Origin of the sequence: Candidatus Corynebacterium faecigallinarum, from assembly GCF_052264515.1 — a bacterium.
GTDB classification, from domain to species: Bacteria; Actinomycetota; Actinomycetes; order Mycobacteriales; family Mycobacteriaceae; genus Corynebacterium; species Corynebacterium faecigallinarum.
Map to the genome: position 1 here is coordinate 1 of NZ_JBQQOC010000019.1, position 19,159 is coordinate 19,159.

The following is a 19,159-nucleotide window of genomic DNA, read 5'->3' on the forward strand; positions in this document are numbered from 1 at the left end:
ACCTAGAGGCCCGCCTCGATCATCCCTCGCAGTTCCTTCTTCAGGTCCGCGATCTCGTCGCGGAGCCGTCCGGCGAGCTCGAACTTCAACTCACGGGCCGCGTCCTGCATCTGGGACGTCAGGTCGGCGATGAGCTTCTCCAGCTGCGGACGCGCCACCTCCCCGGTGTCCTGTCCGGTGACCGCGGACGCGCCGGACGCACCCTCGGCGACGTTGACGTCCGCGCCGAAGCCGGAGGCCGCAGCGTCCTCTCCACCAGCGCCCCCTGCACTGTCACCCTCCGCGCGGTTCTCGTAGACCTGGTCGAGGATGTCGGCGATGGCCTTCCGCAGCGGCTGCGGGTCGATACCGTGTTCCTCGTTGTAGGCGATCTGCTTGGCACGGCGGCGCTCGGTCTCGTCGATGGCGTACTGCATCGAGTCGGTGACCTTGTCGGCGTACATGATCACCTCGCCGGAGACGTTTCGGGCGGCACGTCCGATGGTCTGCACCAGCGAACGCTCCGAGCGCAGGAAGCCCTCCTTGTCCGCGTCGAGGATCGCCACCAGCGACACCTCGGGCAGATCGAGGCCCTCACGCAGCAGGTTGATGCCGACGAGTACGTCATACTCGCCCAGGCGCAACTGGCGCAGTAGTTCCACACGCTTCAACGTGTCGATGTCGGAGTGCATGTAGCGCACCCGCACCCCGTGCTCCAGCAGGTAGTCGGTGAGATCCTCGGCCATCCGTTTGGTGAGCGTGGTGACCAGCACACGCTCCTGCTTCTCGACCCGCTGCCGGATCTGCTCGATGAGGTCGTCGATCTGCCCCTCGGTGGGACGCACCTCGACCTGCGGGTCGACCAGCCCGGTGGGGCGGATCACCTGCTCCACGAACTCGCCGCCGGCCGCGGCCATCTCGTAGTCGCCGGGGGTGGCGGACATGTACACCGCCTGACCCTTGCGGTCGTCGAACTCCTCCCAGGTCAGCGGTCGGTTGTCCAGAGCGCTGGGCAGCCGGAATCCGAAGTCGACCAGGTTACGCTTGCGGGACATGTCGCCCTCGAACATGCCGCCGATCTGCGGGACGGTCACGTGAGACTCGTCGATGATCGTCAGGTAGTCGTCCGGGAAGTAGTCGATCAGGGTGGCCGGAGCGGAGCCGGCTTCACGCTGGTCGACGTGGCGGGAGTAGTTCTCGATACCGGAGCAGTAGCCGACCTGCTGGATCATCTCCAGGTCGTACTCGGTGCGCATCCGCAGCCGCTGGGCCTCCAGCAGCTTGCCGCGGTTCTCCAGGTCGGCGACGCGGTGCTCCAGCTCCTCGCGAATGTCGTCCATCGCCTTCTCCATGCGCTCCGGACCGGCGACGTAGTGGGTGGCCGGGAAGATCCGGATCTCCTCGACCTCGCGCAGGACGTCCCCGGTCAGCGGGTGGATGTAGAAGAGACTGTCGATCTCGTCGCCGAAGAACTCGACGCGCACCGCCAGTTCCTCGTAGGCGGGGATGATGTCGACAACGTCCCCCTTGACGCGGAAGGCACCACGGGTGAAGGAGACGTCGTTGCGGTCGTACTGGATGTCGACGAGCAGCCGCAGGAAACGGTCGCGTTCGACCTCTTCCCCGACCTTCAGCACCACCGACCGGTCGAGGTAGGACTGCGGGGTACCCAGGCCGTAGATACAGGACACCGAGGACACGACCACCACATCCCGCCGGGACAGCAGGTTGGACGTCGCGGAGTGGCGCAGGCGCTCCACGTCGTCGTTGATCGAGGAGTCCTTCTCGATGTAGGTGTCCGTCTGCGCGATGTACGCCTCGGGCTGGTAGTAGTCGTAGTAGCTGACGAAGTACTCGACGGCGTTGTTCGGCAGCAGGCTGCGCAGCTCATTGGCGAGCTGGGCGGCCAGCGTCTTGTTCGGGGCCATGACCAGGGTGGGACGCTGCTGCTGCTCGATCAGCCAGGCGGCGGTGGCCGACTTACCTGTACCGGTGGCACCCATCAGGACGATGTCGCGCTCACCCCGGTTGAGGCGTTCGTCGAGCTCCTTGATCGCCGCTGGTTGGTCACCGGCTGGTTCATAGTCACTGACGACCTCGAAGCGGTCATCGGAGCGCTCGACCTCGCCGACCGGGCGAAACTCGGACTCGGAGAGGACGGGATGTTCTGCGGCGAAGGCCATTACGCCTGCACCTGCTCCCAGAAGCGGTCGACCTGGTCGATGAGTGCCTCGACGTCGCCGGAGTTGTCCAGCACCACATCTGCGGCGGCGAGGCGGGTGTCACGGTCGATCTGGGCGGCGATGCGACGGCGGGCGTCGTCCTCGTCCAGTCCACGGGAATCGACGAGACGGCTCACGCGGGTCTCGTCGGGGGTGTCGACGACCAGCACGGTGTCGACAGTCTCGGTCTCCCCGTTCTCGATGAGCAGAGGCATGTCGTAGACGACGACCTCGCGTCCCTCCTCACGGGCGGTGGCGAAGAGTTCGTCGGTGCGTTCCCGGATCCGCGGGTGGGTGATGTTGTTGAGCTGCTGGGTGGCTTCCGGGGTGGCGAAGGCCTGCCGGGCAAGTTCCGCACGGTCGAGGACGCCCTCGGCGGTGATCACCCCGTCGAAGGCCTCGGCGAGTTCAGCCAGTGCCGGCTGGCCGGGCTCCACGACCTCACGGGCGACCTTGTCGGCGTCCACGACGAACGCCCCCTTCTGCCGCAGCCGCTCGGCCACCGTTGTCTTGCCGGAACCGATTCCACCTGTCAGACCGATAATGCGCATGGCCCCCAGACTAGTCGGACGGTGCGGTCAGGGGCTATGCAGCAAAGGATCCGGACGGTGACGAGGTCAGGGCAGCATGTGCGGCAGTGAGGCACTGCAGGTTAGCCGCGTTGGCGTTGGTGAACACCAACCGCACCGTGTTCGCTGCCGCACGCGCGGCGGCGGCCGCTGCGTCATCCCCGTCGCCCACAGCGACCTCATGGGCGATGCGGTGCATGTTCCACTGTTCCGACAGCTCTGCAAGCTGTGCACCCAGTTCGGCACAGAACAACTGGTCACCCGTGCCGAGATTGTTGTTCAGCAGGCTTCCGGCGGAGCCGTCCACCCCCTGCAGCTCCGGAAGATCGGGGACCGTTTCAGTGGTGTCGGCAGTAGCTGTGTCCTCTGCCGCATCTGCCAGGGCGGCTGGTGCGAGCAGCGCACCGGCCGTCAGCATGGCCGCGATACCGTACCGGGTTGTGTTCATGCGGTTGAACTATACTGATATCGACAACACTTCACATGAGGAGTCCCCCTTGAACCCCATCCCTGCGCGCAGTGTCACCGCATCAGTACTCGCCGCCGCCGTCCTCGGTACGGTACTGACCGTGGCCGGCCACGGCCCCGGCACCGCCCACGCCGCCCCGTGCGACAGCTACCCGCCCGGCCAGATCGACCGCGCCGCCGCCCTGTTGAGTTCCGGAACCGGGTCACTACCGGGGTCCTCCACCTCCGGAAGCTCCCAGGCGCTCGGGTCTGTGGGACCGTCCTGGTCCAATGGGACCCCCTTCGACCTGCCTTCACTGTCCGGACCGACCGAGTCGATGTACATGGTGACCGGCCCGAACAGCCCCGACAACACAGCGGCACTCGGCCTGGCCTCGACCGATCTCGGCTTCATGTGGGATGCCGGAAACGGAACTACCCTGATCGCCTTCGGCGACAGCTTCACCTGTGAGACCAGCAGCAATGGCTGGCACTCCAATGCGCTGTTCAGCTCACGGGACACCGACCCCACCGACGGACTCCTCATCGACGGCACCGCTAACGGGCAGACATCCGGTGAGTTCCTCCCCCGTTCGCTGAAGGTACCCGGCGTGGAGCACACGAAGATCCCGACCTCCGGTATCGAGGTCGGTGGGCACCAGTACGTCGACTTCATGTCCGTACGGTCCTGGGGACAGGCAGGTCAGTGGACCACGAACTACGCCCAGACCGTGGTCTCAGAGGACGGTGGCCGCACCTTCACCCCCGTCGACGAATCCACCCGCACGAACAGCTCACCCTCGACAGACCCCCGGCTGCCCCAGCTTCCCGCACACCGCTCTGGCGACCAGAACTTCCAGATGACCGCCATGGCGAAGAACCCGGCGTCACAGGCGGACGATCATGTCTACGTCTACGGGACCCCCAATGGCCGCGACGGATCTGCGCGTCTGGCCCGCTTCACCCCGGAGAACTTCCCCGACTGGTCGAAGGCCGGATACTGGGACGGCGCCTCCTGGACCGATGCCCCGTCGCAGGCGGCCGTCGTCATCGACGGACGGGTGTCAGAACTGTCCGTGCAGTACAACGAACACCGCGGCAGCTGGCTCGCGATGTACGAATCCACGGAGGGGATCGTCCTGCGCGAGTCCGCCTACCCCACCGGCCCCTGGGGACCGAAGCGTACGGTGATCTCGAAGCTGCAGGTACCCGACGCCTACGGCGCGTTCATGCTGCCGCACCAGGCGCCCGAGGACGATGGGAAGCTCTATTTCGTCGCGACCACCTGGTCTGGCTACAACACCGCCATGCTCCGCACCGACCTGGACGCGGTGCTCGGATAACCGTCCAGCGGCCCTCCGACGACAACGACCCCACGGGGAAACAGTGCGTTTCCTCCCCGTGGGGTCGTTCGTGAAGCCGGACTAGCGCTCGACTAGCGCTCGACGATGGCGGTGATGCCCAGGCCACCTGCAGCGCAGATGGAGATCAGGGTACGGCCGCCGCCGTTCTCCTCGAGGGTCTTCGCGGCGGTGGCGAGGATACGTCCACCGGTGGCGGCGAAGGGGTGGCCGGCGGCCAGGGAGGAACCCTTGACGTTCAGCTTCGCGCGGTCGATGGAGCCCAGCGGGGCATCCAGGCCGAGACGCTCGCGGCAGTACTCCTCGGACTCCCAGGCCTGCAGGGTGGCCAGGGTCTGGGAAGCGAAGGCCTCGTGGATCTCGTAGAAGTCGAAGTCCTGCAGGGTCAGCCCGTTACGCTCCAGCAGACGCGGGACAGCGTAGGTCGGGGACATCAGCAGGCCGTCCGGGGTCAGGCCGTCGTGGCCGTGCAGGAAGTCGACCGAGGCGGTCTCGGAGTCGACCAGGTAGGCACGGACCGGGAGGTTGTGCTCGGCGGCCCACTCCTCGGTGCCCAGCAGCACGGCGGACGCACCATCGGTCAGCGGGGTGGAGTTACCGGCGGTCATGGTGGCCTGGGTGCCGTGGGCGGCGGCGTCCTTCTTGCCGAAGACAGGCTTGAGGGTGGACAGCTTCTCCACGTTCGAGTCCGGGCGCAGGTTGGTGTCGCGCTGCACGCCGAGGAACGGGGTGACCAGGTCATCGAAGAAGCCGGCGTCGTAGGCGGCGGCCAGCTTCTGGTGGGACTCGACGGCCAGCTGGTCCTGGTCCTCACGGGAGACGCCGAGCTCACGGGCGGTGATGGCGGCGTGGTCACCCATGGACAGCCCGGTGCGGGGCTCACCGTTCTGCGGCTGCTCCGGGGCGATCTGGGACGGACGGACGGTGCCCAGCAGCTTGACCATCTCACCGGTGGACTTGGCGTTGTTGACCTTGATCAGGGTCTTGCGCAGCTCGTCGTTGACGGCCAACGGGGCGTCCGAGGTGGTGTCGGTACCGCCGGCGATGCCGGAGTCGATGCGGCCCAGGGCGATCGCGTCGGCGACCTGTACGGCGGCAGCCAGGCCGGTGCCGCAGGCCTGCTGCAGGTCGAAGGCCGGGGTCTGGGAGTCCAGCGCGGAGCCGAGGACGACCTCGCGGGTCATGTTGAAGTCACGGGCGTGTTTGAGCACGGCGCCGGCGACGACCAGGCCGAGCTGCTCGTCCTGCAGTCCGAAGCGGGCCACGAGACCGTCGATGACGGCGGTCAGCATGTCCTGGTTCGAGGCGCTCGAGAACTCCTTGTTCGAGCGGGCGAAGGGGGTGCGGTTGCCGCCGAGGATGGCGACCTTGCGCGGGGTGGAAGTCATGGCGGGATGTATCTCCATCGTCGTTGTCGTGTGTTCGGGGACCGCGATGCCGGTTATGTAGTCCGCGTCACGGTTTTACCTGACATGGTACCGCGTCACACACTAGGGTACGAATGAGAACATACATTGTTCGAGCGGCCGCAGGGTACGCTTTCGAATAACGGATCTACGACACATCCACGACACAAGGAGATCACTACATTGTCTTCCAACAAGGGCCTGCTCGACCAGGTCGTCAACTCCGGCCTGGCAGGCAAGCTCGGTGTTCCGCAGGGTGAGAAGCTGCGCCGCTACAAGAAGGGCGAGCCCGCCCTGGACGGCCCGGTCGTCCTGGGTGGCGCCGGCCGCGTCGCCGCCGGCATCGAGCCGCTGCTGACCGGTGACTACCAGTTCATCGATGCTGGTACCGACGCCAAGCGCGCCGCCCTGGTCTTCGATGCCACCGGCATCACCAGGCCCGAGGACCTGCACCAGCTCTACGACTTCTTCAACCCGCAGATGCGCAAGCTGCTGCCCTCCGCCCGCATCATCGTCATCGGCACCACCCCCGAACTGGTGGAGGACCGCGACGAGCACATCGTCCAGCGTTCCCTGGAGGGCTTCACCCGCTCCATCGCCAAGGAGCTGCGTCGCGGCGCGACCGCCCAGCTGGTCTACGTCGCCCCCGAAATCGGGGAGGACCTCTCCGGCACCGAGTCCACGCTGCGCTTCCTGCTGTCCGGCAAGTCCGCCTTCGTCGACGCCCAGGTCATCCGCGTCACCGCCGGCACCTCGGACGCCCCGGAGTCCTGGGACGAGCCGCTGGCCGGCAAGATCGCCGTGGTCACCGGTGCCGCCCGTGGCATCGGCGCCACCATCGCCGAGGTGCTGGCCCGTGACGGTGCGAAGGTCGTCTGCGTCGACATCCCCGCCGCTGGTGAGGGCCTCGCCGACACCGCCAACAAGGTCAAGGGTTCCGCCCTGCCGCTGGACGTCACCGCCGCTGACGCTGCCGACAAGATCAAGGAGCACGCCGAGCAGCGCCACGGCGGCCAGATCGACATCATCGTCCACAACGCCGGTGTCACCCGCGACAAGCTGCTCGCCAACATGGACGAGGGCCGCTGGAACATGGTCCAGAACATCAACCTCGTCGCCCCGGTGCGTATCACCGAGGCCCTGCTGGCCAACGGTGGCCTCGCCGACGGCGGTCGCGTGGTGGGTGTGTCCTCGATGGCCGGTATCTCCGGTAACCGTGGCCAGACCAACTACGCCACCACCAAGGCCGGCGTCGTGGGCCTGGTCGACTCCCTGTCCGTCGAGCTGGCTGACAAGGGCATCACCGTCAACGCCGTGGCCCCCGGCTTCATCGAGACCGCGATGACCGACGCGATGCCGTTCGGTACCCGTGAGGTCGGTCGTCGCCTGAACTCCCTGGCACAGGGTGGCCAGACCGTCGACGTCGCCGAGACCATCGCCTTCTTCGCCGGCAACGCCTCCAATGCCGTCACCGGCAACACCGTCCGCGTCTGCGGCCAGAACCTGCTGGGCGCCTAAGCCTCGCACCTGACCAGAAGGAGTCCACCATGACTGTCACCTACAAGGAACTCTCCTCCATCCCGGATCTGATGACCGAGTACAAGGGTGCCGCGAAGGACCTGGCCCCGGTGATCGGTGCGAAGCGTTCGGCGAAGACCGATCCGGCCACCGGTTTCGAGGTCTCGGGTGTGAAGGTCGACATCGCCCACCTCGCGGCCTTCACCGCCGCCACGGACCAGCGGCTGGGCAACGAGCTGCCGTACACCTACCCGTACGTCCTGTCCTTCCCGCTGGCCATGAAGGTGATGTCCACCCCGGACTTCCCCTTCAACGCCGTCGGCGCGGTGCACCTGACCAACGTCATCGAGCAGACCCGCCCGCTGACCGTCGACGATGAGCTGCGGATCCGCACCCACGCGACGAACCTGCGCAAGCACCGCAAGGGCCTGCTGATCGACATGGTCACCGAGATCTTCGTCGATGGTGGGGACGGAGAGGACACTGCGTCCGACGCCCCGGTGTGGACCCAGACCTCCGGCTTCCTCGCCAAGGGCGCCAAGCTGTCCTCCTCGGCCGACGCCACCGTCGCCGAGCGTGAGGAGGACACCGGCAACCTCTTCGAGCGTCCGGAGATCCCCGCGGACCCGACCCCGACGGCCACCTGGTCCGCCGACCAATCGGTCATCAAGGCCTACGCAGACGCCTCAGGCGACAAGAACCCGATCCACGTGTCCGGCCTGGGCGCGAAGGCCTTCGGTTTCCCGGCGACCATCGCCCACGGCATGTGGTCGGCAGCGAAGATCCTCGGCAACCTGGAGGGCCACCTCCCTGCCGCCGGACGCTTCGCCGTCGAGTTCGCCAAGCCGGTCGTGCTGCCGACGAAGGTCGCCTTCTTCTCTGCACAGACCCCGGACAACGCCGGTAGCCAGTCCGGCACCTGGTCGGTGCAGCTGCGCAAGGCCTCCAAGCTGGAGACACTGCACGCCATCGCCGAGGTGTCGCCGATGTAGGCATCGCCGCACGGGGCCTCGCTTAACGATGCCGCGTAGCTTGTCGCACAGCGACGCTGCGTAACAACCCCGCTGGTCACTTGAGTAACTCGAGGTGACCAGCGGGGTTGCTGTATGTGCGGGATGGACGAGTCAACGAGTTTTCGGTTCTGGGTCGTGGTTTTTTGCTCCTCTTGCACCCCCCGGAACCGAAACCTCCCGCGCTGTGCCCCCCCTCGATCAGGGGTGGCACCCAGCGCACGTCGGTATACTCCGAGGGGGTATACAGATACGCGACACCGGAAAGGACACCACCATGCGCAAGCGACTCTTCGGCGCCCTGGCCGCAGGGGCCATCGCCAGCACTCTCACCCTCACCGCCTGCTCCTCGGACGAGGATTCCGACACCTCACACGAGGACCACGGGGCACACGAGACGACCGGGGACCACGGGGACCACGGGGACATGGACCATCCGGCCGACGGCGGTCCGCCACCCGAGGGCATTACCGAAGTATCCGACCCGGAGTTCCCGGTGGGCACGGAGGTTGTCCTGTCCGCTGACCACATGCCCGGTATGGACGGCGCGACCGCGACAATCACCGGCGCCTTCGACACCTACACCTACTCGGTCAGCTACGACCCGACCGATGGCAGCGCCCGGGTGGAGGACCACAAGTGGGTGGTCCAGGAGGAACTCGACGGAGTCGGCGAGGACCGCCTTTCCGACGGCGACACCGCCACCATCAACGCTGAACACATGGCCGGCATGGACGGCGCCGAGGCCACGATCGACAGCTCCACGGAGGAGACGGTGTACATGGTGGATGTCGAGATGGACGGAATGACCATGATCAACCACAAGTGGGTCGTGGAAAGCGAGATCTCCCCCGCCGAGTAGTCGCGGGAGAAGGAAGGTAGAACAGGATTATGGAGCACGACACGCACGCCGGCCACGAGCATATGGACCACGATCACATGAACCATGACCACATGGATCACGGTGGCCATCAGAATCACACGGGTCACGACGACCACGGTGGACATAAGGATCACACAGGTCACGCAGGTCACGGCGGTCACGCCGGCCATGTCGCCCAGTTCCGGCGCCTGTTCTGGATCATGCTCGTCATCGCCGTCCCGGTAGTCGTCTTCAATGACATGTTCGCCGAGCTCATCGGCTACGAACTGCCGGATACCGAGGTCATCGGGTGGATCTCCCCGGCCCTCGGCACCGTCATGTATCTCTGGGGCGGCCGGCCATTCCTCACCGGCGCGGTCGATGAGATCCGCGACCGGAAGCCGGGGATGATGCTGCTCATCGGCATGGCCATCACCGTGGCCTTCATCTCCTCCTGGGGTGCGAGCCTGGGCATTCTCAGTCACGAACTCGACTTCTGGTGGGAGCTCGCCCTGCTGGTCGTGATCATGCTCCTGGGTCACTGGATCGAGATGCGTTCCCTGGCCCAGACCTCCTCCGCTCTCGATTCACTGGCCGCCCTCCTCCCGGATGAAGCCGTAAAGGTCACCGGGGAGACCACTGTGACGGTCTCCCCCGCGGAGCTTGAGTTGGAGGATATCGTCCTGGTCCGTCCGGGTGCCACGATCCCCGCCGACGGCACCATCGTCGACGGCTCGGCCTCGATGGATGAATCGATGGTCACCGGCGAATCCCGCACCGTGCACCGCGACGTCGATGACCATGTCGTCGCCGGCACCATCGCCACCGATTCCGGGGTACGGGTGCGGATCACCGCCGTCGGCGACGACACCGCGCTCGCGGGTATCCAGAAGCTGGTGTCGGACGCCCAGAATTCCTCGTCCCGCGCCCAGCGCATCGCCGATACCGCCGCAGCCTGGCTGTTCTGGTTCGCACTCGGCGCAGCGCTCATCACCGCGGTGGTGTGGACGCTGGTCGGCGTGCCCGAGGACGCCGTTGTCCGCACCATCACCGTCCTGGTCATCGCCTGCCCCCATGCCCTCGGGCTGGCGATCCCCCTCGTCGTATCGATCGCCACCGAACGCGCCGCCCGCGCGGGTGTGCTGGTCAAGGACCGTCTGGCCCTGGAGTCCATGCGCACCGTGGACACCGTCGTTTTCGACAAGACGGGAACGCTCACCAAGGGTGAACCTACGGTCACCGCCATCGAGCCGAACGGAGACGTCGGCAAGGACGAGATCCTCGCACTCGCAGCAGCCGCGGAATCCGACAGTGAGCACCCACTTGCCCGTGCCATCGTCAAAGCCGCAGCGGACCGGGAGCTGGATGTGCTGACGTCCTCGAACTTCTCCTCCTCCCCTGCTGTCGGCGTGAAGGCCGAGGTCGACGGGACGACCATCGAAGTCGGTGGACCATACCTGTTGGAGCAGCACGACGTCCACGAGCTGCCCGTCGCTGACTCGTGGCGGGAGCAGGGCGCGATCATCCTCCACGTCCTCGCGGACGGTGTCGTCATCGGTGCGCTCCGACTCGCCGACGCGGTGCGTCCTGAATCCCGGGATGCCGTCGATGCGCTGCACGCCCGCGATGTCCAGGTCATGATGATCACCGGGGATGCCCCGGCAGTCGCGGAGACAGTCGCGGAGGAGCTCGGCATCGACCGGGTCTTTGCTGGGGTCCGCCCGGAGGACAAGGCAGCGAAGGTGTCTGAACTGCAGGACGCCGGACGTCGTGTCGCCATGGTCGGCGACGGGGTCAACGATGCCCCGGCGCTGGCCCAGTCGGACGTCGGCATCGCCATCGGTGCCGGCACGGACGTGGCGATCGGATCGGCCGGGGTGATCCTCGCAAGCTCCGATCCGCGCGCCGTGCTCTCGGTGATCGAACTGTCCCGGGCGACCTACCGGAAGATGACGCAGAACCTGTGGTGGGCCGCGGGCTACAATCTGGTGTCCGTTCCCTTGGCGGCGGGTATCCTCGCCCCGGTCGGTGTCATCCTGCCGATGAGCGTGGGGGCGGTGCTGATGTCCGCCTCCACGGTGGTCGTCGCCCTGAACGCACAATTGCTGCGCAGGCTCGACCTGTCACCGGACAGTGTGGCTACTCAACGCTGATTACCCGGTGGCTGCGGTCGCTGCGGCATCCGGAGTCTCCGCGGGTTTCGCAGTAACCGTGATGAGATCATCGCCGACGGCGGCAATCGGGGCAGGGATCCCCTCTACCTCGGCGAACTTCCGGGTATTGACGACCACGACCGGGGTCACCGCCGAGTACCCTGCGGCCTCGATCTTCTTCCGGTCGAAACGAATCAACTCGGTTCCCGCCTCCACCTTCTGTTTGCGCTCGACGAGGACCTCGAAGCCGTCACCGTCCATCTTCACGGTGTCGATACCGATGTGGATGAGCAGTTCAATGCCGCTGTCCAGGCGCAGACCGACAGCATGACCGGTCTTCTGCACCGTCAGCACGGTGGCATCGGCCGGGGCCACGACCGTGTCCCCGGTGGGCTCTATACCAGCACCCTTGCCGAGCGCCCCGGAAGCGAACGCCGGATCCGGAACGTCCGACAGTGGAATGGCCTTACCGACCACCGGAGAGGTCACCACTGTGACCGCCCCCGGTTGCAGGGCTGCCTTGTCACTGGCCACGGCACCGGCGGCTTCTCCGGCGGTAGTACCGGCAGCAGCCACCCGGGCGTCCTCGTCAGCATTGGCCTCGGCACGTTCCGCCTCGAGTTGCGCCATAACCTCGGCCTTCTCGTCCTTGCCGCGGTAGTCGAAGACGAGCACCAGCAGCATCGAGGTGGCGAAGGCCGCACCGATGCCGATGAGGTAGCCACCCCACGGGTCCATCGCCGGGAAGGTCAGCAGCGAGGTGAACACGAAGGCGTTCGCCTTCACGTCGAAGAAGCCGATGATCGCGCCACCGACGACACAGCCCGGCAGGAGGCGGAAGTAGGTCTTCTTGAATCGCAGCAGCACACCATAAAGCGATGGCTCTGAGATACCGCCGAACAGACCGGCCATCAGACCGCCCAGCGACACCTGACGCATGCTCTTGTTCTTCTCTCTGATGGACAGGAAGAACACGCCGGCGACAACGCCGAAGCAGGCGAAGTTCCAGGCACCCATCGGCCCCTGGATGAAGTCGTAGCCGAGGGTCGCGAGGTTCTGCACCATGATCGCGTTCAGCGGCCAGTGCAGACCCAACGGCACCAGGAACGGGTACATGATCGGCACGATGATAGCCAGGATGAACGGTGAGATGCCGTTGAGCCACAGCAGGAAGTCGGAGATTCCGTTACCGATGCCGATGCCGAAGGGCCCCAGCAGGAAAGCCGTCGCCGGGATCATGATCAGCAGTGAGAAGAAGGGGACGAAGACCATCTGCACAGCACTGGGGATGAGCTTCTTCAGCCCCTTCTCCACCCAGAACAGGCCGATCGCCGCGATCAGCGGCGGAAAGACCTGGGACGAGTAGTCGTTGAGCACCAGTGGCAGGCCGAAGACATCGACCGTCTCCCCTGCCTCGCCCAGTTCCAGGAACTCCGGGGTCAGCAGGGCGGCCGGGATGGCGGCACCGACCCACTCATTGGCGCCGAGCTTCCGGGCTGCGGTGGCACCGATCATGATCGGCAGGAAGTAGAACACCGAGCGCCACATGGCGTGAAGCAGGACGTAGCCGTTGGGCTGGTCCGCCATGTCCGCACGGAAGTCCTGCATGTTGAAGGTGTCGGCCAGCACCAGCAGGGTGATGATCAGCGAGGCACCCAGCAGGGCCCACAGCACCGGGCGGAACGTATCGGAGAGGAACTCGAAGCAGTAGTTCACCCAGTCGTACTTGCCGCGTACTCCCCCGTACTCCTTCTTCCCACTCGACGAGCTCTTACGTTCCCCGTCCCCCATCCCGGGTTCCTTGACGATGGCGTTGTAGAACTCGGCGACGCCACCGCCCATCACCACCTGGACGCCGGTACTCCCCTGTTCCACTACGCCTAGGACGTTGGGGTCCTCGTCCAGGGCGTCAATGTCGACCTTGGATTTGTCGTGAACGTCGAATCTGAGCCGCGTCGCACAGTAGGTGAAGGAGGCGACGTTGTCCGCGCCTCCTATTTCCCGCAGGATGTGCCGGGATGTCTCAATCGTTTTCGATACCATGTGGCATTCCACCTTGAGTCAGTGTGGCAAAGCCGCCCGGTGGGGACGGTCGCGTGAACCAGTTTAAGGTGAAAACGCTCTGAACCGGTAGGACGACATCGGCCTGCGGGGGCACCACCATGGGGAAACCGAGGAGAAGACGCAGAGGGGCAAAGAAGGATGCAGAGGGGAACAGACATGAAGAAGCCCCGGGGACAGAAGTCCTCGGGGCTTGTTCAGGGGTTGTTCCGGAGCATCGGAACAGGCTGCAGCTTAGTTGCCGGCCAGCTTCTGGCGCAGGGCGTTGAGCTGCTCGTCGGACGCCAGCGAACCGGAGTCGTCGGTGGCCTCAGCGGCAGCAGCAGCCTCGGCGGGCTTGTCCTCGCTGCTGGAGGAGTAGCTGCCGTTGTCGGCGGCCTCGCCGGCCTCGGCGGCCTCGGCGGCCTGGGCGCGGTGGCGCTCGATCTGGGCGGCGTGCATCTTGTGGCGACGCTCCGACTCAGCGTAGCGGTCCTCCCACTCACGCTGCTGGGACTCGAAGCCCTCCATCCACTCGTTGGTCTCCGAGTCGAAGCCCTCCGGGAAGATGTAGTTGCCCTGCTCGTCGTAGGAGTCGGCCATGCCGTACTTGGACGGGTCGAAGTCCTCGGCGAAGTCCTCGTCGGCCTGCTTCAGGGACAGGGAGATCCGGCGACGCTCGAGGTCGATGTCGATGACCTTGACCATGAGCTCCTGGCCGACGGTGACGATCTGGTCCGGAACCTCGACGTGGCGCTCGGCCAACTCGGAGATGTGGACCAGGCCCTCGATGCCCTCCTCGACGCGGACGAAGGCGCCGAACGGAACCAGCTTGGTGACCTTGCCCGGGACGATCTGACCGATCGCGTGGGTCCGGGCGAAGACGCGCCACGGATCCTCCTGGGTGGCCTTCAGCGACAGGGACACGCGCTCGCGGTCCAGGTCGACGTCGAGAACCTCGACGGTGACCTCGTCGCCCACGGTGACGACCTCGCCCGGGTGGTCGATGTGCTTCCAGGACAGCTCGGAGACGTGCACCAGGCCGTCGACACCGCCGAGATCGACGAAAGCGCCGAAGTTGACGATGGAGGACACGACACCCTTGCGGACCTGGCCCTTCTGCAGCTGGTGCAGGAACTCGGAGCGGACCTCGGACTGGGTCTGCTCGAGCCATGCCCGGCGGGACAGGACCACGTTGTTGCGCTGCTTGTCCAGCTCGATGATCTTGGCCTCGATCTCCTGGCCGATGTACGGCTGCAGATCGCGCACGCGACGCATCTCGACGAGGGAGGCGGGCAGGAAGCCACGCAGGCCGATGTCCAGGATGAGACCACCCTTGACGACCTCGATGACGGTACCGGTGACCGGCTCGTCGTTCTCCTTGAGCTGCTCGATGGTGCCCCAGGCACGCTCGTACTGAGCGCGCTTCTTGGACAGGATCAGGCGGCCTTCCTTGTCCTCCTTGGTGAGGACCAGGGCGTCGACCTCGTCGCCGACCTCGACGACCTCGCCGGGATCGACATCGTGCTTGATGGACAGCTCGCGGGAGGGGATGACACCCTCCGTCTTGTAGCCGATATCCAGCAGGACCTCGTCGTGATCAACCTTGACGACGGTACCTTCGACGATGTCGCCATCGTTGAAGTACTTGATGGTCTGGTCGATGGCGGCGAGGAAATCCTCAGCGGTGCCGATGTCGTTGACGGCAACCTGAGGAACGTTGTTGGTGGGCATAGGTGAAAGTGCTCCGAAACGGATAGTTACGTAGATGGACAGGGTGTCGCGCGCCCGCGTATGGACGCTTAACGGACTGGACGTTACACTACCCCTCCGAGCTGTGCAAATACCCTTTCTGAGAACGTCGCCGTGGTTGCCCCAGCTGCCCCAGTCGCCCCTGAGTCACCTTCTGTTCCGCCAGTAACACCTGCCACTCCGGCCACATCGGCGGTAGGTGCCTCGATCAGCGCAACCCGCACCGCATCCGACATTGCAGCCGCCGCGCGCCCGTACCCGAGACTGTCCAGCAGCTGAGCCGAGGAGTTCATCACCCCGGCCGGGTTCGCCACCCCCTTCCCCGCGATATCTGGCGCCGAACCGTGGGCGGCCTGCGCCATCACCAGGGAGTCGCCTGCATTCACACTGCCGGCCGCCCCCAATGCCCCACCGAGCGCACCAGCCAGGTCCGACAGGATGTCACCGAACATGTTCTCCGCGACGATCGTGCGGTGCCGCCCCGGGTTCGTCACCAGGTCAGCGCACAGGGCGTCGATGTGCACCGGGCGCAGTTCAACCCCGGTCTGCGCCGCCATGCGCTCGGCCTCCTCGACGTACATACCGGACGAGCGGCTCAACACATTGGCCTTGTGCGCCACGGTGAGCACTCCCCCACGTGCGGCAGCGATGCGTCCTGCCCGCTCCACGATCCGACGCACCCCGTGGCGGGTGAACGTACCGATGGCCAGCGCCACGTCCGGGGTGACCATGATGTCGCCGGAGCCGGCGTACATGTTGCGGTCGGCGTACATCCCCTCGGTGTTCTCCCGCACGATCACCAGGTCCATCTCCGGGGCAGGTGCCCCGGGCAGCCCCGTCACCGGACGGATGTTCGCCCACAGGTCCGCACGCACCCGCAACGCCGCCGAGGGGTTCTGCTGGGCGCGCGCCGCCTCCGGGTAAGCGGCGTTGTCGTGTGGCCCCAGGATCCATCCGTCCAACCCGGTCACCGTCTGCCACGTCGACTCGGGCAGAACCGCGCCGGTGGCTTCGAAGGCCTCCAGCCCCAGCAGCAGTGGCTCCCACCGCACACTGATATTCCCGGCACCCTCGCAAACCAGGGCCAGCTCGACCGCACGCACCGTGGGCGGGATGATCTCCGGCCCGATGCCTTCACCCGGCCAATAGCCCAGGACCAGTGTTTTCTCGCCGCCAGCCAGGTTCGTCATGGGGCCACTATATCCCCCGCATATACCCGTATCTCCCCGTGCCTACGCTCACAGTGTCCTGTCAATGTCCTGGCAGCCCAACACACTCCAGCCGCCACTGCACACGTCCAGCCGTCGGGACGCTACGATATTCGCCGTGACCGACAACCCAACCAGTGACAACCAAGCCACCCCCAGCGCGCGCCCGCCGGCGTTCGAACCGACGCCGCTGAACGCCGGCTCGGTCGTACTCAATGCCGTACGCGGCGGTCTCATCGGTACCGCCGAACTGGTGCCCGGCATCTCCGGCGGCACCGTCGCCCTGGTGACCGGCGCCTACGAGCGCGTCCTCTACAACGCCAACCGCCTGCTCGACGGGGTCAAGGCGCTGCCGAAAGACCGCCCTGAAGGTGTCCGGCGCCTCAAGTCCGTCGACTGGACCATGCTGCTTCCCCTCGGCATCGGCATCGTCGTCATGGTCTTCACCATGGCCGGAGTCGTCGGTGGCTTCGTCGAGGACCACCCGATCCCCGCGAAGGCTCTCTTCCTCGGCATGGTCGCGGTGTCCGTGGTCGTCCCGCTGCTGATGATCGACCGCGCCGACCTCCGCCGACGTCTGCCCGTAGCCATTCCGCTGTTCATCGTCGGTGGCATCTTCACCTTCGTCGCCACGAGTTTCTCCGCCTCGGAGAACAGCAACCCGAACCTCCTGCTGGTCTTCGTCTCCGCCGCCGTCGCGGTGTGCGCCCTGATCCTGCCCGGCGTCTCCGGTTCCTTCTTCCTCTACGCCATCGGCATCTACTCGGCGACCCTGACTGCCGTCAGCGACCTGGACCTGACCTTCATCGCGGTCTTCATGCTCGGTGCGATCACCGGTCTGGTGCTGTTCGTCCGGGTGATGGAGTGGCTGCTCACCCGTCACCGCACCCTGACCCTGTTCACCATGACCGGCCTGCTGCTGGGTTCACTGCGGGCGCTGTGGCCCTGGCAGGAAGGCGAGGAGGGGGAGGCTATCACCCTGATGGCCCCCGGCGAGCAGACCGGTACGGCGATCCTGCTCTTCCTGGTCGGTGCGTCCGTCGTCGCCACGATGGTGATCATCGAACAGGTCATGAAGCGCAAGCGGCTCGCAGCGCAGGCTGAGTCCGCGGCTGATTCCGACGCATAGGCCCGGAAAGCACACCCCGGTAGAATCGGCTCGTATGCGCACTCAGTTCGAGTCCATACTCTTCGACATCGACGGCACCCTGGTCGATTCGACACCGGCCGTCACCCGTGTCTGGACGGCCTTCGCCGCCCAGCGGGGCCTGGACATCGACCACATCATGGCCATCTCCCACGGCCGCCGCACCGAGGACACACTGGCCGAGCTCATCCCGGCGACCGAGGTTCGGGGTGCCCTGGCACAGCTCGACCGCATGGAACGCGGGGACCTGGACGGGGTCATCACCCTTCCCACCGTCGCCGACATCCTCCACCAGCTCCCCGCCAGCCGCTGGGCGGCGGTGACCTCCGGGGCCAGGGAGGTGATGGAGAACCGCCTTCGAGCTGCCGGACTGCCCGTCCCGCGCGTCCTCGTCATCGCCGAGGACGTCACCGCCGGCAAGCCCGACCCCCAGGGTTACCTCGCCGCCGCTGCAGCTCTCGGCGTCGATCCGTCCGACTGTCTTGTGGTTGAGGACGCTCCGGCCGGGATCCTCGCGGGTCGCGCCTCCGGCCCCACGGTGCTCGGCGTGGCCACCTCACACGATGCCACCGAGCTCACTGACGCCGACGAGATCGTCCCGAATCTGTCGCATGCCACCGTCAGTGTGGCTACGTGCGGGCTCTCGGTGCGGATACGGTAGATCCGCTTTGCACCGCTGACCTCATCGCCTCCGCCGCGCTATGTGCCATCCTGCCCGGTGCACGATGACTCGCCGGTGGGCCCGCGCGGCGTAGCCTGGACGGCATGTCCGCCCTAGCTTTGGTTACACTCGAGGGACAGGGCGTCGAGCACATTGCCCTGCTCCTGCTGGCGTTCGCGCTGTCGACGCTGATCGGACTGGAGCGGCGGCTACGTGGACGCAATGCAGGCCTACGTACGCAGGCGATCGTGGGGACCGCGTCCGCACTGTTCGTCCTGGTGGGCAAATACGGGTTCAGCGACATCCTCGGGGCCCAGGTCAGCTTCGACCCGTCCCGTATCGCCGCCGGCATCGTCTCCGGGATCGGTTTTCTGGGTGCCGGTCTGATCCTGACCCGCAGAAATACCGTTCGCGGCCTGACCACGGCCGCCAGCGTGTGGGAGACAGCGGCGATCGGCACCGCAGCCGGTGCCGGCCTGTGGTTACTGGCGATCGTGGTCACGGTCCTGCACTTCCTGATCACCTACGGGCTTCGCCTGCTCTCCCGGTCGCTGCCTGGAGGGGACACCAGGGTCCAGATGATCCTCTCCTACGACGACGGCCGCGGGCTGCTCCGCAGCATCCTCTCGACGACCACCGCGCACGGCTGGTCCGTGCAGGAAGCTGGCCAGCAGGGCGAGCCACAGGATGGCCGGACGTCGCTGCAACTCGGCCTGAGCGGCCGCCAGTCCGCCAACGATCTCGTCGCCGAGCTGTCCACGATCTCCGGGGTCCGGAGTGTCCAACTGGTGACCCAGGAGGACGACGACTGACCGGACACCTCA

General features: G+C 66.2%; 15 protein-coding genes. 8 read left to right on the top strand and 7 right to left on the bottom strand.

What is annotated here, in order from left to right:
• Nucleotides 1-2 precede the first annotated feature (2 nt).
• Genes uvrB through ACTXPP_RS10290 form a run of 3 tightly spaced genes read right to left on the bottom strand, consistent with a single transcriptional unit; the run spans nucleotide 3 to nucleotide 3,218 of the window.
• Nucleotides 3-2,162, bottom strand: coding sequence for an excinuclease ABC subunit UvrB (gene uvrB, locus ACTXPP_RS10280; protein WP_301494578.1), 2,160 nt, complete (start codon nucleotides 2,160-2,162; stop codon nucleotides 3-5).
• The gene (coaE, locus tag ACTXPP_RS10285; protein WP_301494576.1) at nucleotides 2,162-2,752 is read right to left on the bottom strand and encodes a dephospho-CoA kinase; all 591 of its coding nucleotides are present in this window, start codon (nucleotides 2,750-2,752) and stop codon (nucleotides 2,162-2,164) included. The genes uvrB and coaE overlap by 1 nt, the downstream gene beginning before the upstream one ends.
• A gap of 34 nt (nucleotides 2,753-2,786) precedes the next feature.
• Entirely contained in the window at nucleotides 2,787-3,218 is a 432-nt protein-coding gene (locus ACTXPP_RS10290) for a hypothetical protein (RefSeq protein ID WP_301494574.1), read from the bottom strand.
• Nucleotides 3,219-3,267: 49 nt separating this feature from the next.
• On the opposite strand from ACTXPP_RS10290, the gene ACTXPP_RS10295 reads away from it, so the two are divergent.
• Nucleotides 3,268-4,560, top strand: a complete 1,293-nt coding sequence (locus tag ACTXPP_RS10295; protein WP_443342041.1) for a glycoside hydrolase family 183 protein — start codon at nucleotides 3,268-3,270, stop codon at nucleotides 4,558-4,560.
• 92 nt (nucleotides 4,561-4,652) lie between these two features.
• Here the strand turns inward: ACTXPP_RS10295 and ACTXPP_RS10300 are convergent, their stop codons facing one another.
• Nucleotides 4,653-5,966 carry an acetyl-CoA C-acetyltransferase gene (locus tag ACTXPP_RS10300; protein WP_301498916.1) on the bottom strand — a complete coding sequence of 438 codons (1,314 nt, stop codon included), beginning with the start codon at nucleotides 5,964-5,966 and terminating at the stop codon, nucleotides 4,653-4,655.
• Between the two features lie 201 nt (nucleotides 5,967-6,167).
• On the opposite strand from ACTXPP_RS10300, the gene ACTXPP_RS10305 reads away from it, so the two are divergent.
• The 4 genes from ACTXPP_RS10305 (at nucleotide 6,168) to ACTXPP_RS10320 (ending at nucleotide 11,527) form a co-directional block, all read left to right on the top strand.
• On the top strand, nucleotides 6,168-7,502 hold the full coding sequence (locus tag ACTXPP_RS10305; RefSeq protein WP_301520297.1) for a 3-oxoacyl-ACP reductase: 1,335 nt from the start codon (nucleotides 6,168-6,170) through the stop codon (nucleotides 7,500-7,502).
• A gap of 29 nt (nucleotides 7,503-7,531) precedes the next feature.
• Nucleotides 7,532-8,494 carry a MaoC/PaaZ C-terminal domain-containing protein gene (locus ACTXPP_RS10310; protein WP_301494276.1) on the top strand — a complete coding sequence of 321 codons (963 nt, stop codon included), beginning with the start codon at nucleotides 7,532-7,534 and terminating at the stop codon, nucleotides 8,492-8,494.
• A gap of 295 nt (nucleotides 8,495-8,789) precedes the next feature.
• Nucleotides 8,790-9,374 carry a YdhK family protein gene (locus tag ACTXPP_RS10315; RefSeq protein WP_301494274.1) on the top strand — a complete coding sequence of 195 codons (585 nt, stop codon included), beginning with the start codon at nucleotides 8,790-8,792 and terminating at the stop codon, nucleotides 9,372-9,374.
• Between the two features lie 29 nt (nucleotides 9,375-9,403).
• Nucleotides 9,404-11,527, top strand: a complete 2,124-nt coding sequence (locus ACTXPP_RS10320; RefSeq protein WP_443342043.1) for a copper-translocating P-type ATPase — start codon at nucleotides 9,404-9,406, stop codon at nucleotides 11,525-11,527.
• Here ACTXPP_RS10320 and ACTXPP_RS10325 read toward each other — a convergent pair whose 3' ends face one another.
• The 3 genes from ACTXPP_RS10325 to ACTXPP_RS10335 form a co-directional block, all read right to left on the bottom strand.
• Nucleotides 11,528-13,570, bottom strand: coding sequence for a glucose PTS transporter subunit IIA (locus tag ACTXPP_RS10325; RefSeq protein ID WP_443342044.1), 2,043 nt, complete (start codon nucleotides 13,568-13,570; stop codon nucleotides 11,528-11,530). It lies immediately after the preceding gene.
• Between the two features lie 252 nt (nucleotides 13,571-13,822).
• Nucleotides 13,823-15,301 carry a 30S ribosomal protein S1 gene (gene rpsA, locus ACTXPP_RS10330; RefSeq protein WP_301520298.1) on the bottom strand — a complete coding sequence of 493 codons (1,479 nt, stop codon included), beginning with the start codon at nucleotides 15,299-15,301 and terminating at the stop codon, nucleotides 13,823-13,825.
• Nucleotides 15,302-15,384: 83 nt separating this feature from the next.
• Nucleotides 15,385-16,509, bottom strand: a complete 1,125-nt coding sequence (locus ACTXPP_RS10335) for an isocitrate/isopropylmalate family dehydrogenase (RefSeq protein WP_301494268.1) — start codon at nucleotides 16,507-16,509, stop codon at nucleotides 15,385-15,387.
• Between the two features lie 136 nt (nucleotides 16,510-16,645).
• Between ACTXPP_RS10335 and ACTXPP_RS10340 the strand changes: the two genes are divergently transcribed.
• The 3 genes from ACTXPP_RS10340 to ACTXPP_RS10350 all read left to right on the top strand — a co-directional run bounded on the left by ACTXPP_RS10340 (nucleotide 16,646) and on the right by ACTXPP_RS10350 (nucleotide 19,147).
• Nucleotides 16,646-17,656: a DUF368 domain-containing protein gene (locus ACTXPP_RS10340; RefSeq protein ID WP_301494266.1), complete on the top strand. Its 1,011-nt coding sequence runs from the start codon at nucleotides 16,646-16,648 to the stop codon at nucleotides 17,654-17,656.
• Nucleotides 17,657-17,690: 34 nt separating this feature from the next.
• Nucleotides 17,691-18,335: an HAD-IA family hydrolase gene (locus tag ACTXPP_RS10345; protein ID WP_301494265.1), complete on the top strand. Its 645-nt coding sequence runs from the start codon at nucleotides 17,691-17,693 to the stop codon at nucleotides 18,333-18,335.
• 104 nt (nucleotides 18,336-18,439) lie between these two features.
• The gene (locus ACTXPP_RS10350; RefSeq protein WP_301494263.1) at nucleotides 18,440-19,147 is read left to right on the top strand and encodes an MgtC/SapB family protein; all 708 of its coding nucleotides are present in this window, start codon (nucleotides 18,440-18,442) and stop codon (nucleotides 19,145-19,147) included.
• Nucleotides 19,148-19,159 lie beyond the last annotated feature (12 nt).